Here is a 22640-nt window from a genome sequence, read left to right as displayed (position 1 = left end):
CACTCTGCCCCGACTTTTTAAACCAATATGAGGAGTTTTCCTATGGCCCGATTTACTGTCTGGCTAAGCGCTTTCATTTTTTCGATAAGCGCTGCGCATGCTGCAAATGTTACCCTAGAAGATGTGGTAACAACCCAGCGTGTAAACCAAGTAATCACCACCCGTGACGGGAATTTAACTGCCTATACCAAAATTCGCCCACGAAACCCGCTGCAAGAAAAAGATGGCAGCTCGTACATTGAGTTGTTTTTGATAAACAGCGAGGGTGAAACCATCCAATTTATTACCGGCGACGTACGTATTCGCCACCTTGCTTTTAGCCCCGACAGCAGCATGCTGTATTACCTAGCGAAACGCGAAGGTGACAAGCACACCAGCTTGTACCGCATTCCTGTTGACGGTGGTGAGTCCGAGCGTGTGCTTGAACATGAAACAGCCATTCTCAGCTATGCTTTTAATGACGCAGGCGACACCATTGCGTTTCGCGCGAAGGAAAAGCAAAAGAGCAACTCGAAAGAGCTTTCAGCCCACGGTTTCCGTGCCAACGTATACGAAGAGAACGTGGCCATGACCAAGGCGTTCTTGCTGAGCCTCGAAGACAACCAAGTCACCCCTGTCGCATTTGATGAACAAGTGCATTCATTAAGCTTCCGCCCTGGCACCAACCAGCTGCTGGTGCGTGCCGCACCAAGCGCTCGGGTTGACGACAACCTCATGAGCAGCCAGTATGTGCTGCTGAACCAAGACGGCAGCGAAGTTGTACGCATGCAAACCGAAGGCAAGCTTGGAAATGCAGCCTTTTCCAAAGACGGCTCTCGCTTGGCCATTGTGGGCGCAGAAGATAAGCACGACCCGGCCCGTGGTCGCTTGTTTTTAGCAAGCCTGCGTGACGGCTCGGTGCAGCAGTTACTGCCGAACTTCCTAGGCCATGTGCAAGACATTCTTTGGCAAGACAACGACACCCTGGTGTGGTTAGCCGCTGTCAACACGGAAACCACCATAGTGCAGCACAATGTGCGTACCAACCAACAAACCACCCTACTGCCAACGGGTAAAGTGAATGCGCTCAGCTTTGGCAACATGGCTTCCGACGGCACCATCACCTTGCTTGCCAACAGCCCGGCCCATCCGAACGAAGCCTTTACGCTGAGAGGCACTGAGTTAACTCGCTTAACCGACTCGAACGCTTGGGTTCGCAACGCACAGCAGCCACGCAGCGAAGTGATTACTTACCAAGCCCGCGACGGTTTAGAAATTGAAGGTATTTTGGTGTACCCACTGAATTACCGTGAAGGTCAGCAAGTTCCCGTTATTATGGCCATTCATGGCGGCCCAGAGTCGCACATTCGTCATGGCTGGAATGACCGTTACTCTACCCCTACTTGGTACATGGCGCAGGAAGGCTTTGCCACCTTCTTCCCGAACTACCGAGGCAGCACAGGTCGTGGTGTTGAGTTTTCTAAACTAAGCCAAAACGACTATGCAGGGAAAGAGTTCGACGACATAGTAGATGCGAAAAAGCATTTGGTTGCTATTGGTTTTGCTGACGAAGACCGTGTAGGTATTACCGGTGGCTCGTATGGCGGCTATGCCTCTGCATGGGGTGCAACGAAAGAAACCGAACACTTTGCTGCAAGCGTTATGTTTGTGGGTATTAGCAACAACCTGTCGAAGTTCGGTACCACCGATATACCAAACGAAATGAACCTAGTGCATGCCCGCAGCTACCCGTGGGATAAGTGGATGTGGTACTTAGAGCGCAGCCCCATTTACTGGGCCGAACAAGGTCGCACCCCGATTTTGATTATGCACGGAGAAGAAGACACCCGTGTGCACCCAAGCCAGTCCATGGAGCTGTACCGTTACTTGAAAGTCCACGGCAATGTGCCTGTGCGCCTGGTCACTTACCCAGGTGAAGGCCATGGCAACAAGCGTTCTGCGGCACAGCTTGACTATGCCTACCGCATGGAGCGCTGGATGAAATGGTATTTGCAAGATCAAAAAGAAGGCCAGCCTCCGCACGAGCTGGAGTTTGCAATTAGCAAATAACGCATAAAGCCCATAAAAAACTCGCTAACGGCACAACGCCTTAGCGAGTTTTTTCTTTTAATAGGAACAGTTACATAAACTTATTAACAGCGAACAGGTAAATAAGAGCAAATAAGCCAAGCGCAAGCGTAAAACTAATCCATCGGTATACGGGCTTTAAATTCTGCCGCATGGCAAACCACCCCATCACAATGTAAGCCACCACCAGCAGTACTTTTACGGTAATCCAAAAATGCACAAACAGGGTCCAGCCGGTAATTTTTAATAAGGCCAGTGCGCTTAGCAATAGCAGACTGTCGTTGATATGTGGCAGGTATTTCCAAGGAGGATTTCGCCATACGGTAAACCCTTGGGAGTCCATTAAAAAGCGCAGAACAAAAAACGTAATAGAAATATGAATTGTGAAACCATGAACGAACTTTATACCGCTATACCATTCCATGGGAGACCCTTCTTATTAACAAGAGTCGTTACACGCTAGCCCAGGTTGCTCCTTGTAGTCAAATGTCGGCTCGAGGCCTAAAACTTTATGCGTGTGTTCTAACGACCGATACATTTCTTCAAGTGTACAGCTTACGCCGTCGCGCTTCTTAATGCCTAAGTCAGAAAGTTGGATATGCCAAGTTGGCTCTACCCCTTGGCGCTTTAAACACTGCTTGACGCAATTGAGCGGGCAGCCGTCAAGGGCCAGAATAGGACGCCCCGACTGTGCCACTCGCACCAAGGGCTTTACGTCCCCCCCGACACCAGCAATACAAGACATTTCAGCCACGTCACGGTCTCGTAGCCAAAGTGCAATGTCGTTTGCCAGCTGCGCTACATTCGAACAGCCCGAGCATGAATAAACCAATGGCTTTTCTGTTTTCGCTTGACTCACGGTCGCTCCTTACACACTAACTTGAGAGTAAGGCTTCAGTGTAAGCCGTTAGCAGCGATTCACATTGATTCAAATCAAACCAACGGGCCCAGTACTCACACAGAGGTAGTTAGGGCCCACTTAAGCTGCATACCTTTACTGACAGCCACCACAGCAATTTCCTGCGCGTACCTCTTCAGGTACAAAGAGAATATTGTTTTCTAATTCAATGTGATCTTGCAGATCATCACATATTTCACGCACTAAACTGATTAAGTGCCTCCACGTGCCACAGGCGTCGTCCGGCATGCTGAAGTTATGGCTCAGCTTTGCAATTTTCTGTATGGCTACTTCGTGCTCTTCATGTTCCGACTCCATGACCATAATGGGCCCTTGCGGGTGGGTGTTATTTCGTAACATGGGGAACAGAATTTGCTCTTCTTTCAGCATATGTCCTTCTAGCTCTTGAAACATAAAGGCCAGGTGGTCAGCTAAACCCGTTGGGCACAGAGGTTCGTCCGCATGCACTTCTTCCACCTTGCGCGCTAACGCAATAGCTTCTGGGAATTGGGTACGGTGCACGGCATGAAACCGTTCAAGAACGTAGTCCACCACTTCGTTAGTGCTTATTTTTAACCACTGGTGTTGGCTACGGTTTAACCCTTGTTGTGTCGCTTCACTAAATTGCATAACGGCTTCCTTTTTAAGTACTGGTTGTGGTTTTGGCTTGTGCAGACTGTTCTGCTGTTGCCTTAGTGCAATGACTACAGCAAACGCTGTGCCAACCTGAAAAAAACCAGTTACCCCTGTTAGGGTATGGTGGCCTGCTGGCGAACATGGTACTTTTAACCCTAAGAATTCGGGTACATTTAACCTTGCGAGGTACTTTTTACCATGCTGCACACCACGTTGATTGCAGATCTCGTGACCGACTTGCCAGGCCCGGTGCGTTTACAAAAGTTAGTCACCAGCTTGCGCCATTATTTTTCCTGCGGTGCCGTGGTGCTCCTTCGAAAGGAAGAAGACAGCTTACGACCGATTGCTCAGCAAGGTTTGGTGAAAGACGCCCTTGGCCGGCACTTTCAATTGGCCCAACACCCACGTTTAGCCATGCTGTGTCGCAGCCGAGAAGCCATACGCTTTGAGCCCGACAGCCCCCTGCCCGACCCCTACGACGGATTAATTGAAGCCTTACCCAATCAACATTTAGCCGTACACGACTGCATGGGCATGGCCTTATTTGTTGAAGGTGCTTTATGGGGGGCTGTAACTTTAGACGCCCTCGAGCCCGGCACCTTTACCGAACAGCACCGCATACAACTGCAGAGCTGCGCCTTGGTCATGGAAGCCATGCTTCGTATGACGCGCCTTGAGCAAGACAACAAAGCTTTACGCCAGGGCCGTCAGGACGACTTACAAATGGAGTCGAAGCTGCAAGTCGGGGCCGACATTATTGGCCAAAGCGAAGCCATACAAAGCGTTTTGGAAGAGCTTCGTGTGGTGGCTCAGTCAGACTTGCCGGTGTTGCTGCTTGGCGACACAGGGACCGGCAAAGAGTTATTTGCTCGCCAACTGCATGCCAAGTCGCGTCGTGCGCACAAACCCATGGTGTATGTAAACTGCGCCGCCTTGCCGGAAAGCCTTGCGGAGAGCGAGCTGTTTGGGCACAGCAAAGGCGCTTTTTCGGGTGCTGCCAGTGAGCGTCAAGGACGTTTTGAAAGCGCCCACGGTGGTACTATTTTTTTAGATGAAGTGGGTGAGCTGCCCTTAAGTATTCAGGCGAAGTTGCTGCGGGTATTGCAAAACGGTGAAGTGCAACGGTTAGGAACCGACAAAGTGCGCCATGTGGATGTGCGCATAGTGGCCGCAACGAACCGTAAACTTCAAGAGCAAATAAAAACCAAAGAGTTTCGGGCCGACCTGTACCACCGTCTTTCTGTGTACCCCTTACATATTCCCCCCTTAAACCAACGGGGGAATGACATTTTATTATTAGCGGGCTTTTTCTTAGAACAAAACCGCACCCGCCTTGGTTTTCGTAGCCTACGGCTCAGTGCGTCGGCCGAGCAAATGTTGTTAAATTACCCGTGGCCCGGCAATGTGCGCGAGTTAGAGCACGTGATAAGCCGCGCTGCTATAAAAGCCTTAAGCCTGGGCGAAGTTCGCACTGACATTGTTACCTTAACGCCGGACTTTTTTGACGGCCTAAACACCCAGGTGCAAGGGCCTGAGGCTATGCCTTCACCGCTGCGCCAGCAAGCAGTAGTACCGGCCCTGCGGCCATTGCGAGATGCCGTAGAAACAACGCAGCGCCAACTTATTCAAGAAGCGTTACTGCAAACCAACCAGTCGTGGGCACAAGCAGCACGAATATTGCAAGTAGACCCGAGTAATTTGCACAAGCTTGCCCGAAGGCTTGGCATGAAAGACTCGCAATAAGGAGAGCGACCATGCACCTGCTACGCACTGTGCTCTGGCGACTGGCCACAATACTCGCAGTAATACTGGCACTTATTGGTGTGCCACTGCCCGGCTTGCCTACGGTGCCCTTTCTTATTCTGGCCGCTTGGTGTGCTGGGAAGGGGTGGCCTCGGCTTGAGCTGTGGCTGTTGGCTCACCCAACTTTTGGGCCCCCCATTCGCCATTGGCGAGCCCAAGGTGTCGTGCCCCGCAAGGCCAAGTACTTGGCCAGTGGCATGATAGCCTTAAGTTTGTGCTTACTATGGCTCAGCGCTGCGCCCAAACTGATTGCAACTGCTATTTCTGTATTTGTCGTAGCCGTATTAGTGTGGCTTTGGCGCCGCCCAGAACAACCCTCTTCGTTGAATGTAACTGCTAAAGGACACCCTCATGACAACACCACACATTGAACTGACCGACGAACAGTCGCTTCGTTATGCGCGGCATATTTTATTACCTAGCGTTGACTTTGCCGGTCAAGAAAAGCTGCTGGCTAGCCACGTATTGGTGGTGGGGGCAGGCGGACTAGGCTGTGCAGTCTTACCCTACCTGGTAGGCAGTGGTGTAGGCCGCATTACCTTGGTGGACGACGACGTGATTGAACGAAGTAATTTACAGCGGCAAATACTGTACCGCGAGCAAGACATAGGTGCCTACAAAGCCGAAACTGCCATACAGGCCGTGCGTCACCTAAATAGTGACTGCCAACTTCACAGTGTGACTGCGCGCTTAACGTCCGAGACTATCCACTCGCTCCTCAGTGTGCAGCACTTGCCTGCTTTTGATCTTGTCATTGACTGCACCGATAACGTGGCCATTCGCCAGTGTTTAAATCAGTATTGTTTCGACCAAAGCATTCCCTTGGTGTCTGGGGCGGCTATTCGTATGGAAGGGCAGGTTGCTGTCTACCCTATGCAGCCCGACACCCCTTGTTATCAATGCTTTAGCCATTACTTTGGCGAGCAACAATTAAGCTGTATGGAAGCTGGGGTTCTTTCCCCATTAGTGGGCGTAGTAGGCACTTTGCAAGCGGTGGAAGCTTTAAAGTTGCTCATGGGTGTGGGTGAACCCTTAGTGGGCAAGGTGCTTATTTACGACGCAGCCTATGCCCACTTTCACACCATGCAGTTGCCTAAACGCGACAACTGCACTGTTTGTGCCGCCTAGTTACCCTGGGCGGCCGTCGGCCCGTGGTGTGGTTAGAATTGGAAAGTAAATCACAATATAAAAACCATAGGCCAACACCCAAGCAGCAATTGCCCAGCTGTACCAGCCCAATGCCGACACTGGGAACCAACCACCTGTAATGACCCGCACGCTAGCCGCCACAATAATCAGCATAAAGGCGAGTGTCATCAGGCGTTTCGGCTGCAATGGCCGACCTGAATGACCAAGCGAAACCCGCGCCATCATGGACAATATCATTATACCCATGGCCCCGGCTGTTAACGCATGTATGGCGGTACTAGCACTGATATTCATTCCTGCATAGCGTAAAGCAAACAAAGCCAAGCCAATAGGAATAAAGGCCACAGCCACATGCAGGCTCCACACTAATGGCACTTTCAGTGTTACCCAAAAGCGTACTCGCACTAAGCGCACCAAGGTGGCAAGGGCTGCTACTGCAAAAAGCGCCGACATAACCGCGCTTGGTATGTACTGCACAAGTAAAAAGAAATGCAGCGCAAAAATAAGCCACAAGCTGCCAAGCGCCAGCTTATCCAGCCAAGCCACCGGCTGCACCCGGGGTGTTTGGGTGCCATTGGCTGTGAACATGGGCAATACACGCCCAGAAACCACCGCCATAATCAGCGTAATAAGCCACACAGCATTGGTGCTGCCATGGCTTATAAAGTGAAACTGGTTAAGCAATACACCTAAGTGCATAAGCAAGTTGCACACGGCAAGCAGTAGCAAAACAGGCACAAAAAACATATTTTTGAGTTTGCCCGCTTTCAGTAGAATAGCAGCAAAAAACAGTGCAGCCGTAGGTAGAAAGGCCAGGTCCACCACGGCAACCAAGACAGCAGGTACCGAGCCACCAAATAACATAAGCAAGCGCCCCGCTAACCAAATAAGCGTCAGCCAAAGCAATGGGTAGCCATGGGTCGCGCGAACGCCTGTCCAGTTTTGCACTGCGGTTAATAAGAAACCAACAATAATGGCGGCCACAAAACCAAACAGCATTTCATGTTGATGCCAGAACACCACGTTCGCATAGGGGTTGAGGCTCACGGCTCCCGACAGAACGAGCCCCCATAAGGCCATGGCCAACACACTAAAAAGTGCGCCAAATAAAAACATGGGGCGAAACGCTTGCCGCAATAAAGGGGCAAGGGCGTCTTCTTTTGCTTGTTGTGTTACTTGCACGTTCATATTCCTCTTAATCTGCAGGGAAAGCCAAAAGGCTATTCGGCATAAAATGTATTGGCGCGGGCTTGGGCAAGCTCTTTTTGATACCGCTCTTTGCGTATGGCAAAAAACATAGCTGTCATGCACATAGCGAGTACCGCATAGAGCACCATAAAGGCTCCGCTGTTAATACCTAGCAAGTCTTGTACCAACCCGAAAGCCACCGGCAAAGTAAAACCTCCAACAGCACCTAACGCTCCTACCACGCCCCCTACCGACCCCATGTGGTTAGGGTAATGGGTGTGGAGCACCTTCAGTACACTCGCCCGCCCTAACCCTTGAGCAATGCCTATCACAAAAATAAGCGCTGTGAACAGCCACACGTTCACCTCAATGGAAAGCACCACGTCACGCTCAAGGCCGTGAATGGTCATTGTGGTTGGCGGGTAACTTAAAAAGAACAAGCACACCAAGCACACCCAAAACACCGCCCAATTCACTAAGCGACCACCGTAGCGGTCGGCCATCCACCCGCCTAAGGCTCGCACCATGCTGGAGGTCGCAACGAAAAACAGAGTAAAGCCCATGGCTTGGGCAAAGGTCACTTCATAGGCCCGCATGTAATAGCTAGGCAGCCATAGAATAAGTGCTAAAAAACTGCCAAACACAAAGTAGTAATACAGGCTAAAGCGCCACACCCGAAGTTCTTTTAATGGCGCCAAATGAGTGCGCCACGGTGCGCTACTTAAGGTTATGTAATGTGGGGGCTTGGGAGCTAGAAACACAAAAATAAGCGTCATCACAAGCAAGCCAACGGCATACACGGGACCCGTCCACTGCCAACTTAAATGCTGCACCAGAAATGGAATGGCCACAAAGGAAATAGCGGCCCCGGCATTGCCTGCTCCAAAAATGCCCAGCGCCAGCCCCTGCTGGCGGCTGGCAAACCAGTCTGTGACGTAACGCACACCTAGGGTAAACGACACGCCACTCACACCTATCCACAGACCTATCCACAGGAAGCCCACATAACTTTTGATGAAGGGAAGAATGACTAACGAGGGAATAGTGATCAACATTTGCACAATCCACAAGCGGCGTGCGGACTGGTATTCGGCCAACAACCCAATAGGAATGCGGAGTACAGCGCCAGAGAGCATTGGAGCGGATAATAAGACGCCCAGCTCGACGCCGCTTAAATTTAGTTGTTGTTGAATATTTATTGCGAGTACGGCGTAAATAACCCACACGGAAAAGTTTGCACTAAACGCCAGGGTTGCCACTGTTAACGCTCGCCAAGCATGGGGTAGGTTTGTGTCCATTCTGCACCTCTTTTCTGGGTATGATAACGCTTTTTTTTGGTCACACACTACACAGCCACAGCGCTACCCACTATGAACCTATTGCGCTATGACGCCATTTCTCACTACCTACTTTGGGGTATAAGCTGTGCATTTTTCGCACCTTAGGCCGCCCCAACCCCCACCCCAAAAGGAATACCTTTGATTGCCAAGTAGAAGCAGCCTTGCGTTGCCTTTTGACGCAGATCAAGCAATCTAAAGCAGAAGCCGCAGAAAATGTAGGCTCTCTACCCTTGAGTACTAACCTAACTATCGAGGCTACTATGACACCTGTACCATCAGCGAGCCGTATTAATCTACTTCGCTTGAGTGACCCCAAAATAAAAACGCTTCATTTAACGTGGTTTGCGTTTTTTTTAACCTTCGCCGTGTGGTTTGCCCATGCTCCACTGCTAACGGCTATTCAAGCCTCTTTAAGCTTGACCGACACTCAAGTAAAAGCGCTGCTTATATTAAACGTCGCCATTACTATTCCTGCGCGTATTGTGGTGGGTATTTTGGTCGACAAGTTAGGGCCACGGCTCATCTACTCCGGATTGCTCCTTATTTCCGGCGTGCTTTGTTTAGGTTTTGCCTTTGCTAATACCTATACCAGCTTAGCTATTTTCCGCTTTTTACTTGGTTTTGTAGGTGCTGGCTTTGTCATTGGCATTCGTTTAGTGAGTGAATGGTTTCCTGCCCACCAAGTGGGTACTGCGGAAGGCATTTACGGTGGCTGGGGTAACTTTGGTTCGGCCGCAGCTTCTATGACCTTACCAGCAATCGCTTTGGCCTTTGGTGGTGACGACGGCTGGCGTTATGCCATTGCTCTTGTGGGTGTGCTGTGTGGGTTTTATGGCCTTATATTTTACCGCTATGCACGCAATACGCCCAAAGGCTCTATTTATTTCAAGCCCAAGAAAAGCGGCGCCATGACGGTCTCTTCCTGGGGTGCTTTATGGGCTTTGCTCATTATGAATATTCCTATGTATTTAGCACTGGCCTTGCTGGCTTGGCGATTGGCACCGAATGGTGTGAATTTAATTTCTGAAGCCAGCATGTATGTGTTTTTTGCTATTCTTGTTGTCTTGTTTATTTACCAAAGTTACCAAACGTGGGACATTAACGCAGAACACCTTCGCGAAGGTGTGCCAGAGCTTGAAAAATACTCTTTTAAACAAGTGGGCATTTTGAACATTGCCTATTTTGCTACTTTTGGCTCTGAGCTGGCTGTGGTGTCTATGCTGCCACTGTACTTCTTACAAACCTTCGACTCACTTACGCCAGTAACAGCGGGCTTATTGGCTTCTGGGTTCGCTTTTATGAACCTGATGTCGCGCCCAATGGGTGGTTGGTTTTCTGACAAATACGGACGCCGTCGCAGCTTAATGATTATGATTGCTGGCCTGTCTGTGGGTTACTTCCTCATGGGCTTAATTGACAGCCACTGGTGGATTCCTCTTGCTGTTATTGTCACCATGGCTTGTTCTTTCTTCGTACAAGCAGGTGAAGGGGCTGTATTTGCCATGATTCCTTTAATTAAACGCAGCATGACAGGGCAAATTGCCGGTATGGCAGGCGCTTACGGTAACGTGGGAGCTGTGGTGTACTTAACCATTCTCAGCTTTGTTACCTACAGTCAGTTCTTTTATGTCATTGCCGCTTCAGCTCTTATCGGCTTTATGGCTGTGTATTTTATGGACAACCCGAAAGGCCATATTACAGAAGTCATGCCCGACGGTACAGTTCACACCATTGAAGTAGGACACAGGTAACCTATGGAAACAATGCCCGCACACAACCAAGCGCTGCAGCTAGACTACCACTGCACATGCAGCGCTGCGGGCAAGGAAACAAATGAAGATGCTGCCGGGGCCCTGGTTCCCGACAGCACTTACTTACAAAACTATAAGGGCGCAGCCTTTGTGGTGGCCGACGGTGTCAGCAACGCCGAGGCGGGTCAGCAAGCCAGTGAAACGGCACTCAACAGCTTTCTGACGGACTACTTTAAAACACCCGACACTTGGTCGGTAAAGCAAAGCGCCGAGCAAGTGCTTTCTACTATCAACTTACGGCTATTTCGTCATAGCCATGCCTATAGCAGCGAAAATAAAGGTCACCTGTGCACCTTCAGTGCTGTGGTTATTAAGTCCCATACGGCCCACTTATTTCATGTGGGTGACAGTCGTATTTACCACTGGCGCAACCAGCAGCTGGAGCAACGCACCACAGATCACACCGCTTATTTAAGCAAAGGTCGGACATTTCTAGCCCGAGCTCTGGGTATGGACGGCAACCTCACGCTAGACTACCAAAGCATGCAGCTTGAAGTCGGAGACAAGCTCCTGATTAGCTCCGACGGCCTGCACGACTTTGTTGACCCAGCAAAAATTAATCAGGTATTGTCAGACGCTGGCTCTTGCCAAGTAGCGGTTGCAGAACTAAAACAACTTGCCTTGGCCAATGGGTGCGACGACAACATTTCGATTATTTTGCTGCAAATAAATCAGCTACCAAACCAAGACATCGACGACTTCCACCACCGCTTAACCAAACTGCCTTTCCCGCCTGCCTTTACGCCAGGCATGAAGGTGGACGGTTTAGAAGTAATAAAAGAGCTATTCGCCAGCAGTCGCAGCCAAATGTACCTGGTGAAAGACATAGCCACTGGGCAACTGGCGGCCATGAAAACCCCTTCTCCTAACTACGAAGACGACAGCAGCTACATAGAACGCTTTATTCGTGAAGAATGGATTGGCAGCCGCATCGACAACCCTTACGTCGTAAAAGTTATCCGCCAGTCACGCCCAAGAAGCTTTTTGTATTACTTAATGGAGTTTGTGGAAGGGCAGAACATGGAAGACTGGCTGAGCGAGCAATGGCAGCAAAACGGTCAGCCCATTAAACCGGCTCGAGCCTTAAATATTTTGAACCAAGTGGCCCAAGGCATTCAGGCGTTTCACGACAACGAAGCCATTCACCAAGACTTAAAGCCTGGCAATATTATTATTCAAAAAGACGCTGAAAGCGGTGAAGAGCGGGCTGTTATTGTGGACTTTGGCTCTGTGTTTGTGGCGGGTGTTGCGGAAATTTTCATTCCTATCGACCACGACTCTGTGCTGGGTACTGCGCTGTACTCGGACCCCTTGTATCTAACGGGCAAAAACTCCGCCATTCAGGGTGACCTTTATTCCTTAGCCACCATTGCCTACGAGCTGTTTACCGGGGCTTTACCCTATGGCGACAAAATAGAAGACTGCAAAGTACCCAGCGACTACGACAAGCTGCGCTATATTAGTGCCACGCGGGTCAACCCCGCCATACCCGTGTGGCTTGATAGAGCGTTAAAGAAAGGCACAAACTTCGACCTGCAACAGCGTTACACCACAGTGGCGGACTTTATGCGAGATATTCGCCAGCCCAACCCCGAGTTCCTCAAAGAAGAAGTAAAACAAAGCACTAAAAACAGTAGTTTACTGTTTTGGCAGTTGTTGTCGGGGTTTTGGTTTATCACCCTGCTGCTGGTTATTTATTTGTTTGTGCTCAATCGCGGCTGACCTATTTTTTCGGGCGGAAGGGTTTGATCACCGCTTCGTCGCATTCCAGGTAAGGGCCATCCATAAGGTCGATGCAGTACGGCACAGCCGGGAACACGGCGTCTAAGCACTGACGGATCGCTTTTGGTTTGCCGGGCAAGTTAATAATTAACGTTTGATGACGCAAACCGGCCGTTTGACGCGACAAAATAGCCGTAGGTACGTATTTTAACGACTCCATACGCATTAATTCGCCAAACCCTGGCATCATGCGGTCGCACACCGCTTCTGTGGCTTCAGGTTTCACATCACGCTTCGCTGGCCCTGTTCCGCCTGTGGTTACAATGAGGCGGCAGTCTTCTTGGTCGGCCAGCTCTATTAAAGTCGCCTCAATGAGAGCTTGCTCGTCGGCAATCACCCGATGCACCGGCTCCCACGGGGAGGTTAAGTAGTCTGACAGTGTGTCTTTAATGGCTGGCCCGGAAATGTCTTCATAGGCGCCTACACTGGCTCTGTCACTGACGGTTACAATCCCAATGCGTGCGACCTGCTGCGCATTACTTGCTTGTGTCATACTGTATTTATCTCCTGTTGCTGTCCACACCACCGCTTTTTAGGCTTCTACTTGCTGCACCATGCCAGCGAGCTTCAACCAATACCCATTGCAGTCGTTTTTCTCCAGTGGTTGCGGTGCTTCTCCGTGAATATTATTTCTAAATTTCTCAAGCCACTCAAAGGTACCTTCCGCTTGAGGACTTAGGCGAACCACATCCACTTTATCATGCATACTGGGCAACTGGTTAATCAGGTTATAACGGTCGCCCGACTGGGTTTGCACGCCATTCAGTACAAACACCCGCTGGCCGTCTTGACTGTCCACAATCCGTCCGTTGGGATATTTAATACAGCAGAGCTCACATTGGTCTTTGTGTCTGTGCTCCGAGCGGGCCGTAAAACAACGGGCCGACCACGCCAAGGGCATGTGGCCAAAAGCAAACAGCTCTGTTTCAAAGCAGCTGCGTACTTCCTGTACCAGGTTCTGTGCGAGTAACTGCCCCACCCATTCCCCAGACAGCTCCACAGGTAACACCCAGCGCTGCATGCCTAAGTTAATTAGGCGGCGTAGGGTGTGGTGGTTGTAAACGCTAATGGCAGAGCCCGCAATGAAGGGGAGTGAGTTTTCGTTGAGCATGCTCATTGCCCCCACGTCGTTGGCTTCTACTAGGAAGTCGCCATTGTCGCAGTAACGGCGTAATTCCCGCAGTTCAGAAGGAGCTTCCAGCAAGGTCATTGTGGACAAGCACACTTGCTTACCAGCTTCGCGCAGCATGTGCGCTATATTCATATAGTCGTCGAATTTAAGCTCTCGCCGCTTACTGCACACAGCTTCACCCAAGTACACAATATCCACGCTGCTTTCTGCTGCTTGCTGGTAAAACGCCTGCATTTTTTGCTTTGGCCAAAAATACAAAACAGGCCCTAAAGAGAATTTCATATGTGTGTCCTCTGCTTACTTCCAGGTTCTATGATATGCGCCAAGGGTGGTTTGGCTGCCTTCCGACAAGTTGGCTAACACCTGTTGCCACTCGCTTTGCACCGTAAAGCCTTTTGGGTTGGCCAAAACACTGTCGATAGCGGCCCGCCAGACACGAGTAATTTGTGCCACATAGGCTGGCGAACGCTGCCGCCCTTCTATTTTGAGCGATACAATGCCCTCTTTATGCAGTTGTGGAAGTAAGTCTAACGTGTTCAGGCTGGTGGGCTCTTCCAGCGGGTGATAGGTTTCATTGTCCACCTCAAAGCGGCCCTTGCATAAGGTGGGGTAACCTGCTTTTTCTTCCGGCTGAAAGCGGTCAATCAGCACGCCATTTAAGCGCGACTCTAACACGCCGTTGGTTTCTTCCCAGCGTACATGGGCTGCCGGTGAACACGCCCCCGCTGTATTGGGCGACTCTCCCGTCATGTATGAGCTTAGGTAGCAGCGCCCTTCTGCCATAATGCACAGGCTACCGAAGGCGAACACCTCTAGGTCGATATCCGTGGTTTGTGCTAACGCACGTACTTGGTTCATGGCCAGCACTCGCGGCAGTACAATACGCTTCACACCAAATTGGCGTTGATAAAAGTCGATGGCGGCGGCGTTTGTGGCCGACGCTTGCACCGACAAGTGCACTTCTTGGTTTGGGTAGCGGTCGGCGATATACCCCAGCAAGCCAATGTCCGCTACTATCAGTACATCAGCCTTGGCTTTGATCACCATGTCCACCGCTTGGGTCCAAGTAGAATAGCTTTCTGGTTGCGCGAAGGTGTTTATCGCCACGTGCAATTTACAGCCGTGCTGGTGGGCATATATCACAGCCTCCTGTAACCGCTTCTCGTCAAGGTTTAACCCGGCAAAGTGACGGGCGTTGGTTTCGTCTTTCAGACCCACGTAAACAGCGTCTGCACCGTTTTCAATGGCTGCTTTTAATGCCGGAATACTTCCAGCAGGACATAAGAGTTCCATAGTTGCTCTCTTGCTAGTAAATGCTTTTGTAAAAAAGGCTATGTGCTGACTTTTCGTGCCGTTCATGGCAGTATTATTCTACGCCCTTTCAGAACGGAAGTTATTGAATGTTAAGTAAAAGTAGAGTTATTCAGTTAGTAGTAGACAAGTTACCTAAGGTAGCTAATACCGTGGTACCACGTGTACCAAGACCTGTTTCAAAAGTGGTGATAGAGCAAACCCTTAACCGCTTTTTTAAGGCTGACTTGCTTGCTGGCGACTTGGACTTTATGCGCGCCAAAACCATGCAAGTAACCTTGACCGATCTTGCCTTCTGCTTTTATGTAACGGGCATTGATAAGTCGGGCACACTAGCATTGCAAGTGAGCCACCAAGCGGAGCAAGTCGATGTCGCTATGGCAGGCAATGTGGATGACCTTTTCTTGCTGACCACCCAGCAAGTAGACCCTGACACCCTGTTTTTCCGCCGCCGTTTAAGTTTGCGTGGCGACACGGAATTAGGTCTGGAGATTAAGAACTTTCTAGATACGGTAGAGTTAGAATCGCGGCTGCCGCCTTCGGCTTATCGAGCCTCGCTAGATATTGCCAATGTGCTTATTGAACGCCAGCCACATTCCTCTCATTAAACGTCAACAAACTTACAGTATTTGTAATAACTCGCCTTCACGATTGAAGGCGAGAAAGTTTGCCACGGTACCGCCTTTAATACTCTCAACCATCATATTCAAGGGTTGCTCTGCCTGCTCTGTGGTTGGCGCATGACCTAGCATACCGCTCATGCTGGCAGCAAACGCCACATCCCAGGTTAAACCTGTTTGCTCCGACTCTTCAATTAGCGCCTCTAAACAGTCCACTTCGTCTGGTAGTTTGTCTACACAAAGTACCGGATCTAAGTTCCCTCCCTCTCCTTCTTTAAAACGGGCTCGTTGCTCTTCCGTTGCTTCTTCCGGTAACTCAATGCGGGTGAAGACAAACAATAAGCGCTGTGGCTCGTCTTGGGTTTTTGCGGCTTTAATAAAATCGTCGTAACTGCTTAGCATGGTTTCGGCTCCTTAAGTTATAGGAAGCAGTGTATCAAACCACGCTACAAACGCCTTGTTCCAAAAGAGGGAGCGCCTCCCCCTTTTGGGTTATATTTCGTGCTTTATTTCACCGCTTCAATTTCCGGTTGCAGTACCTTATTGGTTTGCTGCTCTCGGTGGTAATGGCGTATGGCGTGCTCTTTACGACGCCCTTTACTAAAAGATGACACTCGCTTTAGGTAGCCTATAACACGTGTACCGTGGTCTACGTCTTCCGCACCACACTTCGAACAATGCATAAGGGTGCGCTTGTCTATGTGGTCGCATTCATTACAAATAGTAATTTTCACATTAATACAGAAGTAGTTGCAGCCGGTTTTTGCGGCAATATTAAAGAGTGAAAAATACCCCTCTGTGGATAGTTTTTCTTCTAGGTTCAAATGCAGCGCCGACCCACCGTCCAAGAAGTCAATCAGCTCTCGACCGTGCAAAATAAACTTGTCTAATGCGTTGGCTTCATTTCCTTCCACCGTGTAAAAATACGAGTTGTAACAGTCGCGCGGCACAAAGTACCCATCATCTCGGTCCCACTTGGCATTTTTCACACCCAGATTTTCTGCGGGTACAAACTCCGTATTAAACATATAGCCATATTCTTTTTTGGCTTGTTTATTGCCGTCGTAAATTACTTTTAAGTGCTCCTGCACAAAGTCCTTATAGGCCTGGTTATTTCCAACGGTTAACCCTTGCGACTCAGCAGCCTCAGCCATGCCATTAATACCAATGGTTAAGAACTGTTTATCTAGGGTAATAAAGCCCGCGTCGTAGACTGTCAGTAAGCCTGCCGCTAAGTATTCGTCCATTAAATGGCGGTAAGCCACTTGGTATTTATGTATTTTGCTTAGCTCTTCACCCAAGTCTCGACCGTCTTGCACTAGGCGGTTCATGTTAATAGTAATGACGTTTATCGAGCCCGTTGCCACACCACCAGCACCTAAGGTATACGAGAAGGTGTTGTCGGCAATTTCGCTGCGTAAACGACAGCAGGAAGCCAATGAGTCGGCGTTGTCTGAAAGGTACACAAAGAACGAGCTGCCTTTTGCCATGTGGTTTGCCATGGTGCGAGCAAACGCTGTGTCTTTACATAAACCGTCGTCGGTGAGCATGGCAACCGTAACGACCGGGAAAGTCAGGACAGTTTTGCTGCGCTCGTCGTTAAACCAGTCGAGGAAGAAGTTTTGCAAAGTTTCCACGGTCTCCCAGTTGGGTTTAGTAAAGTCTGGGAACACAAATTCACCAAACATGCTGTCGAAATAGAACTTGTCGTAAATAGAAATATTCCAAAACACACTTTGGTAACCACGGGCAGCCGCTGGTTGGTTTAAGGCATACACCACATGCTGTAAGTGGTTGGCAATTTCATGGCGATGGGTGTTTAAGTAGTCGTCGCCATAGTCTTTGCGGGCAAAGTAGTCGAAGTACGTGAGGAATTCTACGGTGGCCACAGCTCCAGCAAATTGCGAGCTTACGGCAAACACAAAGTTCACAAAGGTACCGCAGAACGATTCAATATGTTTTGGCCCTTGCGACTCACCACCTAACTTGGTCAGGCCGTCGCGTAAAAACGGATACATGGTCACCGACACACAGTAGGGCTTTAAGCTGGTTTCGTCGTGAACATAAATTTCATGGTCTTCAATTTGACGCACGTATTCGGTGGCTAATTCAGCACCAAATAACGTTTCAATTTTGTTACTTACCTGTGCGCGGTTTACCTGCACGAAGAAGTCTTTCATTAACTCGGCTTCAAGTGTGGCAACGTTTTTGTGCGTTACGTTGGCGTTGGCGTCCATTTTTGAGCCATCCGCCGGGTTATTTGCATGCAAGTAATCCTGCATAAACTCAAGTTTTTTGCTGATTTGTTCGTTGCTTAGTCGTAACATTGCAGTCCCCTTCGTTGTTATTTAATCCCAAAAGTGCACGTTTAATAGCTCACCGCTTTTTACGTCCATAAACCTTTGGTTAGTCGAGCGGCTTTCTAAGCCGCCCCGCCGTGCAACCCATGGCCCGGTCTTTAAGTAATCCAGTTGTTTTTCAATTTCTGTTGGTACGCGTTCTAAACCTGTGTATAAACAAGTTTTTAAACCATGAGTGCGGGCAATACTTAACAGCGTCAACAAGGCTTCGTGGTGCCATTCGCCGCCTAAAAACAGAACACAGGTAATCAGCCCTTGATAGTCGTACAAGCGCTGTGAAAAGCGCCCTGGCGACAACTCAACGCCACTACCCACTGGCCAGGTATCCACGCTATGACAGCCCTTGCAGCCCACTGGGCAGCCTGTAATGGTATAAGCTAAGGAGGTTTCGCCTGGCACCTCCTGCCACACAATTTCTTCACTGCTATACCGCATAACCGAACTCATAAACCACCATATCTTGTGTCTTTACCCTAACCTTCAGCACTATATATAGTGCATAGCCTATTCGAAGGCGAGCTTTCTTCGTTGATCTAAATCAACGAAAGTAAAGTATGGTTGTTTCTGTAGACGGGTAAGCCGCATTCATTCAAGGATTGTTACCCCGGCAGGGGTAGTCAGTGGTTTTAGGGGTAACACGGGGTGAGACGATCAAAAAAGCCTGCCTTGGTTTTATCCAAGCCAGGCTTTTTGCTTCATTCTATTTCCTATTGCACTCTTTACTGCATGAGCGGCGAGTTCGACACGGAGAAGTCATAACCTTCAATTTTCGCACCAGCAATAAGGGTGTGAATATATTGTGCAATGGCTTTATGGCGCACTTTTTCGTTTAAGTAGTCACGAATTTTTTCACGCACGTCTTCATATTCCAGGGGCAACCCGGGAACATTGCGCTCGACCCACACAATATGAAAACCGTAACGGCTTTCAATGGGTGAGTCGTGCAGACCCTGCTCTAAGGAAAAAACCACCCGCTCAAACTCAGGCACTGTTTGACCTTTGCTTATTTGCCCTAAGCTACCACCTGTTTCTTTCGACGGACACGCCGAATGTGCTTTCGCAAGGCCGTCGAAGTCACCACCGGCTTTGAGCTGACGAATCAGCTCTTCGGCAATGGTCAGCGCTTCCATACGAGGTTTGTCTTCTCCTGGAGGCGCCGCCAAAAGAATATGACGCACTTCGAGCAAAGGTGAAGTGGTAAACTTCTCTTTGTTTTGCTCAAAGTAAATGCGACAGTTTTCTTCCGTCGCTTCGGGTACATAAACTTCTGTTTCAATCAGCTTGTCCAAGTAGTCTTCGTCGGTGGCAGGCGCGTCTGAGCCTGTCACCTCGAAGCCAAGCTCCGTCGCGCGCTGTTTTAATAGTTCGCCAATAATTAACGCTTCAGCGGCTTTGAACATCGCTTCACGCTGCGACTCCGCCGGGTGGTACTGCATTTCTTCCAGTACCGTTTTATCATCAATTGTGGCGTCGTTTACATGAATCATATCAACCTCAATTAGGCGTTAGGAAAGCGACGACGTACAATTTGGTGTTTACGGCCAACATACTTCACTGGCACGCTCCAAATATGTACAAGACGGCTGAATGGGAAGAGCACAAACAAGGTGACACCCCAGAAGACATGGGCTTTATAAATCCAATGTACTTCGGAAATGAACTCTACCGCTTCACCTGGGCGGAAGGTTAACAAGTAACGCGACCAGCTCATTAAGTCTTTCATGACATGACCGTCCATGTGTCCGGTCGACACAAAAATAGTAATGATTCCCAGAATCAACTGCCAGTAAATAAGCAGCAGAATAAGTGTGTCCATGACAGAGCTACTCGCCCGCACGCGCGGGTTGAATAGACGACGCCAGACCAGCATAGTTAAACCAATGAAGCAAAGGGCACCGAAGAAACCACCCACACCCATAGCGATCATTTGCTTTTGAGCCAAGGTGATCCCAAGCAGGTTCCACACTTCATACGGAATAACCAAGCCGGCAAAGTGACCCGCAAATATCATAATAATACCCACGTGAAAGAGCACGCTGGCAATACGAAAGTTGCGGGTACTAAGCATTTGGCTTGACTGCGCTTTCCAGGTGAATTGCTCCCTGTCGTAGCGAAGCGCACTCCCGAAGAAGAACACAACAGAGGCGATGTAAGGGTAGATCCCGAACATTAACAGATCTAAATTCATGATTAGTTTCCTCTCTTCTCTGCTAACTCACTACTTTTCAGCAGCTCATCGGCCCATTGAATGGGGACATATTGGTCTTTACGCTGACTTTCCGAAGGCTTGCTCGTACCCGAGCTACAACCGTCATTGCTGGAGTCAGGACCAAAGGTCACCATTTCCTCTTCCCATACCTTGTCTAAGGCTTCGCTGGTGTCGTCACGCTCTTCATTGGCAATTTGGCTATGAATATCCGCCATATCGACCTGCACGCCCGACAAATTCAGTAAGCTATTCGTTAATGCGGCATAGTTGCTTTCACGCTGCTCTAAGCGTGCTGAAAGTGTTGCCAGTACATGCGCAACTTCTTGCAAACCGAGCACCAGGTTCTCATCGCCTTGGGTCGATAAAAACTCAAGATACAAAGGCAGGTAGTCAGGTAGCTCACGGACACCTATTTCTAGGCCTGCTTCTTTGTACTGTTTTAATAAGTTCACCATGGCTTGGCCGCGGTCGCGCGACTCACCATGAATATGCTCAAACAGCAGCAAAGAAAGGGAGCGGCCCCGCTCGAACAGGCCGTTATACTCGGCCTGCCAGTCCATAAGGTCGCCATTAAAGCGACTCTCAACAAACTCCAACATGGCTTCTTTCTGCTCTGGCGCCAGCTGCGATGCTGAAATAATTTCAACAATTGGCTGCTTCGCTTCCAGCAGGTCGTCTGTTGGATAGTCGAGTAATAAGGAAATGACTTGTGCAATTTTCATTTGATTAGTCCTTCATCACAACAGGTATGACTTTGCGAACGCCTTTCTTGTCGCCCCCGAAGAGGTTCAAGTCGCTGTCGCCACCACCACAGCCATTACCAAATGAGAAACCACACTCCCCTTTCAGGCCATACGCGTTTTCAGCGTAAGCACGGGCGCTGGTTGGTATAACAAATCGGTCTTCAAAGTCAGCCAGTGCCATGTAGCGGTACATTTCTTCCACTTGATTCGGTGTTAATCCCACCTGCTTTAACACCTCAAAGTCTTCCACACCGTCTACTTGCTGTGCACGTTTGTAGGCACGCATGGCTATCATACGTTCAAGCGCACGCTCTACTGGGGCCTCGTCACCCGCGGTGAGCAAGTTGGCTAAGTAGCGCATGGGAATACGCAGCGACTTCAAGTCAGGTATTTCACCGTTCATACCCACATGCCCTGCTTCGGCGGCACTTTGAATTGGTGACAATGGCGGTACATACCACACCATAGGTAAGGTTCTGTACTCTGGGTGAAGCGGTAGGGCTACTTTCCAGTCCATGGCCATCATATACACAGGTGACCGCTGGGCTGCCTTCAGCCAGTTGTCAGCAATACCTTCTTTCTTCGCTGCTTCAATCACTTTCGGGTCAAACGGGTCGAGGAAAATATCGAGCTGTGCTTGGTACAGGTCTTTTTCGTTTGGTGTGTTTGCAGCCGCTTCAATTTTGTCTGCGTCGTACAATAAAACACCTAGGTAACGAATACGGCCTACGCATGTTTCTGAACATACGGTGGGCATACCGGCTTCAATACGTGGATAACAGAAGGTACATTTTTCTGACTTACCTGTTTTCCAGTTGTAGTAAATTTTCTTGTAAGGGCAGCCCGACACACACATACGCCAACCACGACACTTGTCTTGGTCAATCAGAACAATGCCGTCTTCTTCACGCTTATAAATAGCGCCAGAAGGACACGCCGCCACACAGGCTGGGTTTAAGCAGTGTTCACATAAACGTGGCAAGTACATCATGAAGGTTTTTTCAAACTGTCCATAAATGTCTTTTTGCACAACTTCATTGAAGTTTACGTCTTTTTTCCGCTTTTCGAACTCGGTACCAAGAATTTCTTCCCAGTTCGGACCCCATTCGATTTTTTCCATACGCTGACCGCTGATCAAAGACCGCGGGCGTGCGACCGGCTGGTGTTTTTTGTCGCCGGCCGTGTGTAGGTGCTGGTAGTCAAAATCGAACGGCTCGTAGTAGTCGTCGATTTGCGGTAAATCTGGGTTTGCAAAAATGTTGGCTAAAATGCGTAGCTTGCCACCCATTTTTAAGCGCAACTTGCCTTTTTTCGTGCGTTCCCAACCACCGTTCCACTTCTCTTGGTTTTCCCATTCTTTCGGGAAACCTACACCTGGTTTGGTTTCAACGTTGTTGAACCATGCGTACTCAACCCCTTCTCGCGAGGTCCAGACGTTCTTACAGGTGATGGAGCAAGTATGGCAGCCGATACACTTGTCCAGATTTAACACCATGCCAATCTGAGCTCTAACTTTCATAATCGTCTTCCTAAAATTTGGTGAACCCGTAACTCGTTAAATGCAAGGTTGGGCACAAGCAGAAAGGCTTGT

General features: G+C 49.5%; 22 protein-coding genes. 7 read left to right on the top strand and 15 right to left on the bottom strand.

Going from position 1 to position 22640, the window contains the following annotated elements:
• The first annotated feature begins 42 nt into the window (after nucleotides 1-42).
• A complete protein-coding gene (locus CWE15_RS04905; protein ID WP_126756969.1) occupies nucleotides 43-2049 on the top strand; it encodes an alpha/beta hydrolase family protein in 2007 nt (668 codons plus the stop codon).
• 70 nt (nucleotides 2050-2119) lie between these two features.
• Here CWE15_RS04905 and CWE15_RS04900 read toward each other — a convergent pair whose 3' ends face one another.
• The 3 genes from CWE15_RS04900 to CWE15_RS04890 form a co-directional block, all read right to left on the bottom strand.
• Entirely contained in the window at nucleotides 2120-2491 is a 372-nt protein-coding gene (locus CWE15_RS04900) for a SirB2 family protein (protein WP_126756968.1), read from the bottom strand.
• Nucleotides 2492-2506: 15 nt separating this feature from the next.
• Entirely contained in the window at nucleotides 2507-2926 is a 420-nt protein-coding gene (locus CWE15_RS04895) for a putative zinc-binding protein (protein WP_126756967.1), read from the bottom strand.
• Nucleotides 2927-3061: 135 nt separating this feature from the next.
• Nucleotides 3062-3595 (bottom strand): hemerythrin domain-containing protein, encoded by a 534-nt coding sequence (locus tag CWE15_RS04890; protein WP_126756966.1) that lies wholly within the window; start codon nucleotides 3593-3595, stop codon nucleotides 3062-3064.
• Between the two features lie 204 nt (nucleotides 3596-3799).
• On the opposite strand from CWE15_RS04890, the gene norR reads away from it, so the two are divergent.
• From norR to moeB, 3 genes are read left to right on the top strand one after another with little or no spacing between them, the layout of a single operon-like run.
• The gene (gene norR / locus CWE15_RS04885; RefSeq protein WP_126756965.1) at nucleotides 3800-5344 is read left to right on the top strand and encodes a nitric oxide reductase transcriptional regulator NorR; all 1545 of its coding nucleotides are present in this window, start codon (nucleotides 3800-3802) and stop codon (nucleotides 5342-5344) included.
• A gap of 11 nt (nucleotides 5345-5355) precedes the next feature.
• Nucleotides 5356-5775 carry a YbaN family protein gene (locus tag CWE15_RS04880; RefSeq protein ID WP_126756964.1) on the top strand — a complete coding sequence of 140 codons (420 nt, stop codon included), beginning with the start codon at nucleotides 5356-5358 and terminating at the stop codon, nucleotides 5773-5775.
• Nucleotides 5756-6532 carry a molybdopterin-synthase adenylyltransferase MoeB gene (gene moeB / locus CWE15_RS04875; protein WP_126756963.1) on the top strand — a complete coding sequence of 259 codons (777 nt, stop codon included), beginning with the start codon at nucleotides 5756-5758 and terminating at the stop codon, nucleotides 6530-6532. Before CWE15_RS04880 ends, moeB begins: the two co-directional genes overlap by 20 nt.
• Here the strand turns inward: moeB and CWE15_RS04870 are convergent, their stop codons facing one another.
• Nucleotides 6533-7741, bottom strand: coding sequence for an NnrS family protein (locus tag CWE15_RS04870; RefSeq protein WP_338022899.1), 1209 nt, complete (start codon nucleotides 7739-7741; stop codon nucleotides 6533-6535).
• A 32-nt stretch (nucleotides 7742-7773) separates the two neighbouring features.
• Nucleotides 7774-9039: an MFS transporter gene (locus CWE15_RS04865; protein ID WP_126756961.1), complete on the bottom strand. Its 1266-nt coding sequence runs from the start codon at nucleotides 9037-9039 to the stop codon at nucleotides 7774-7776.
• Between the two features lie 302 nt (nucleotides 9040-9341).
• Here CWE15_RS04865 and CWE15_RS04860 point away from each other — a divergent pair, with 302 nt between their 5' ends.
• A complete protein-coding gene (locus tag CWE15_RS04860; RefSeq protein ID WP_126756960.1) occupies nucleotides 9342-10832 on the top strand; it encodes a NarK family nitrate/nitrite MFS transporter in 1491 nt (496 codons plus the stop codon).
• 3 nt (nucleotides 10833-10835) lie between these two features.
• Nucleotides 10836-12614 (top strand): bifunctional protein-serine/threonine kinase/phosphatase, encoded by a 1779-nt coding sequence (locus CWE15_RS04855; RefSeq protein WP_241971851.1) that lies wholly within the window; start codon nucleotides 10836-10838, stop codon nucleotides 12612-12614.
• Between the two features lies 1 nt (nucleotide 12615).
• On the opposite strand, the gene mog is transcribed toward CWE15_RS04855, so the two are convergent.
• The 3 genes from mog to ubiU are packed head-to-tail and all read right to left on the bottom strand — an operon-like array spanning nucleotide 12616 to nucleotide 15099.
• Nucleotides 12616-13167 carry a molybdopterin adenylyltransferase gene (mog, locus tag CWE15_RS04850; protein WP_126756959.1) on the bottom strand — a complete coding sequence of 184 codons (552 nt, stop codon included), beginning with the start codon at nucleotides 13165-13167 and terminating at the stop codon, nucleotides 12616-12618.
• A 39-nt stretch (nucleotides 13168-13206) separates the two neighbouring features.
• On the bottom strand, nucleotides 13207-14088 hold the full coding sequence (locus tag CWE15_RS04845) for a U32 family peptidase (protein WP_126756958.1): 882 nt from the start codon (nucleotides 14086-14088) through the stop codon (nucleotides 13207-13209).
• A 15-nt stretch (nucleotides 14089-14103) separates the two neighbouring features.
• Nucleotides 14104-15099, bottom strand: coding sequence for a ubiquinone anaerobic biosynthesis protein UbiU (ubiU, locus tag CWE15_RS04840; protein ID WP_126756957.1), 996 nt, complete (start codon nucleotides 15097-15099; stop codon nucleotides 14104-14106).
• A 107-nt stretch (nucleotides 15100-15206) separates the two neighbouring features.
• Here ubiU and ubiT point away from each other — a divergent pair, with 107 nt between their 5' ends.
• On the top strand, nucleotides 15207-15725 hold the full coding sequence (gene ubiT / locus CWE15_RS04835) for a ubiquinone anaerobic biosynthesis accessory factor UbiT (protein ID WP_126756956.1): 519 nt from the start codon (nucleotides 15207-15209) through the stop codon (nucleotides 15723-15725).
• Between the two features lie 12 nt (nucleotides 15726-15737).
• On the opposite strand, the gene CWE15_RS04830 is transcribed toward ubiT, so the two are convergent.
• From CWE15_RS04830 to narH, 7 genes are all read right to left on the bottom strand, one after another.
• Nucleotides 15738-16139 (bottom strand): ribonucleotide reductase subunit alpha, encoded by a 402-nt coding sequence (locus tag CWE15_RS04830; RefSeq protein WP_126756955.1) that lies wholly within the window; start codon nucleotides 16137-16139, stop codon nucleotides 15738-15740.
• A gap of 104 nt (nucleotides 16140-16243) precedes the next feature.
• Nucleotides 16244-18064 carry an anaerobic ribonucleoside-triphosphate reductase gene (gene nrdD / locus CWE15_RS04825; RefSeq protein WP_126756954.1) on the bottom strand — a complete coding sequence of 607 codons (1821 nt, stop codon included), beginning with the start codon at nucleotides 18062-18064 and terminating at the stop codon, nucleotides 16244-16246.
• A gap of 21 nt (nucleotides 18065-18085) precedes the next feature.
• Entirely contained in the window at nucleotides 18086-18544 is a 459-nt protein-coding gene (gene nrdG, locus CWE15_RS04820) for an anaerobic ribonucleoside-triphosphate reductase activating protein (protein WP_126756953.1), read from the bottom strand.
• Nucleotides 18545-18816: 272 nt separating this feature from the next.
• Entirely contained in the window at nucleotides 18817-19584 is a 768-nt protein-coding gene (locus tag CWE15_RS04815) for a peptidylprolyl isomerase (protein WP_126756952.1), read from the bottom strand.
• Between the two features lie 11 nt (nucleotides 19585-19595).
• Complete coding sequence (gene narI, locus CWE15_RS04810) at nucleotides 19596-20285, bottom strand: respiratory nitrate reductase subunit gamma (RefSeq protein ID WP_241971850.1); 690 nt, start codon at nucleotides 20283-20285, stop codon at nucleotides 19596-19598.
• A gap of 2 nt (nucleotides 20286-20287) precedes the next feature.
• Nucleotides 20288-21028 (bottom strand): nitrate reductase molybdenum cofactor assembly chaperone, encoded by a 741-nt coding sequence (gene narJ / locus CWE15_RS04805; protein ID WP_126756950.1) that lies wholly within the window; start codon nucleotides 21026-21028, stop codon nucleotides 20288-20290.
• Between the two features lie 4 nt (nucleotides 21029-21032).
• Nucleotides 21033-22568: a nitrate reductase subunit beta gene (narH, locus tag CWE15_RS04800; protein WP_126756949.1), complete on the bottom strand. Its 1536-nt coding sequence runs from the start codon at nucleotides 22566-22568 to the stop codon at nucleotides 21033-21035.
• Nucleotides 22569-22640: the final 72 nt, after the last annotated feature.

This window comes from Aliidiomarina taiwanensis, assembly GCF_003987015.1.
Classification (GTDB): domain Bacteria; phylum Pseudomonadota; class Gammaproteobacteria; order Enterobacterales; family Alteromonadaceae; genus Aliidiomarina; species Aliidiomarina taiwanensis.
The sequence above is the reverse complement of the archived record's forward strand: the minus strand, read 5'-3'. Positions and strand labels throughout refer to the sequence as shown.

Bases quoted from the DNA above. Each gene is read 5' to 3' on its own strand.
- narH (WP_126756949.1), bottom strand. From the start codon at position 22,568: ATGAAAGTTAGAGCTCAGATTGGCATGGTGTTAAATCTGGACAAGTGT.
- mog (WP_126756959.1), bottom strand. From the start codon at position 13,167: ATGACACAAGCAAGTAATGCGCAGCAGGTCGCACGCATTGGGATTGTA.
- CWE15_RS04845 (WP_126756958.1), bottom strand. From the start codon at position 14,088: ATGAAATTCTCTTTAGGGCCTGTTTTGTATTTTTGGCCAAAGCAAAAA.
- CWE15_RS04865 (WP_126756961.1), bottom strand. From the start codon at position 9,039: ATGGACACAAACCTACCCCATGCTTGGCGAGCGTTAACAGTGGCAACC.
- ubiU (WP_126756957.1), bottom strand. From the start codon at position 15,099: ATGGAACTCTTATGTCCTGCTGGAAGTATTCCGGCATTAAAAGCAGCC.
- CWE15_RS04900 (WP_126756968.1), bottom strand. From the start codon at position 2,491: ATGGAATGGTATAGCGGTATAAAGTTCGTTCATGGTTTCACAATTCAT.
- norR (WP_126756965.1), top strand. From the start codon at position 3,800: ATGCTGCACACCACGTTGATTGCAGATCTCGTGACCGACTTGCCAGGC.
- CWE15_RS04815 (WP_126756952.1), bottom strand. From the start codon at position 19,584: ATGATTCATGTAAACGACGCCACAATTGATGATAAAACGGTACTGGAA.
- CWE15_RS04890 (WP_126756966.1), bottom strand. From the start codon at position 3,595: ATGCAATTTAGTGAAGCGACACAACAAGGGTTAAACCGTAGCCAACAC.
- ubiT (WP_126756956.1), top strand. From the start codon at position 15,207: ATGTTAAGTAAAAGTAGAGTTATTCAGTTAGTAGTAGACAAGTTACCT.
- nrdG (WP_126756953.1), bottom strand. From the start codon at position 18,544: ATGAGTTCGGTTATGCGGTATAGCAGTGAAGAAATTGTGTGGCAGGAG.
- narI (WP_241971850.1), bottom strand. From the start codon at position 20,285: ATGAATTTAGATCTGTTAATGTTCGGGATCTACCCTTACATCGCCTCT.
- CWE15_RS04905 (WP_126756969.1), top strand. From the start codon at position 43: ATGGCCCGATTTACTGTCTGGCTAAGCGCTTTCATTTTTTCGATAAGC.
- CWE15_RS04880 (WP_126756964.1), top strand. From the start codon at position 5,356: ATGCACCTGCTACGCACTGTGCTCTGGCGACTGGCCACAATACTCGCA.
- nrdD (WP_126756954.1), bottom strand. From the start codon at position 18,064: ATGTTACGACTAAGCAACGAACAAATCAGCAAAAAACTTGAGTTTATG.
- CWE15_RS04855 (WP_241971851.1), top strand. From the start codon at position 10,836: ATGGAAACAATGCCCGCACACAACCAAGCGCTGCAGCTAGACTACCAC.
- CWE15_RS04870 (WP_338022899.1), bottom strand. From the start codon at position 7,741: ATGAACGTGCAAGTAACACAACAAGCAAAAGAAGACGCCCTTGCCCCT.
- moeB (WP_126756963.1), top strand. From the start codon at position 5,756: ATGACAACACCACACATTGAACTGACCGACGAACAGTCGCTTCGTTAT.
- narJ (WP_126756950.1), bottom strand. From the start codon at position 21,028: ATGAAAATTGCACAAGTCATTTCCTTATTACTCGACTATCCAACAGAC.
- CWE15_RS04860 (WP_126756960.1), top strand. From the start codon at position 9,342: ATGACACCTGTACCATCAGCGAGCCGTATTAATCTACTTCGCTTGAGT.
- CWE15_RS04830 (WP_126756955.1), bottom strand. From the start codon at position 16,139: ATGCTAAGCAGTTACGACGATTTTATTAAAGCCGCAAAAACCCAAGAC.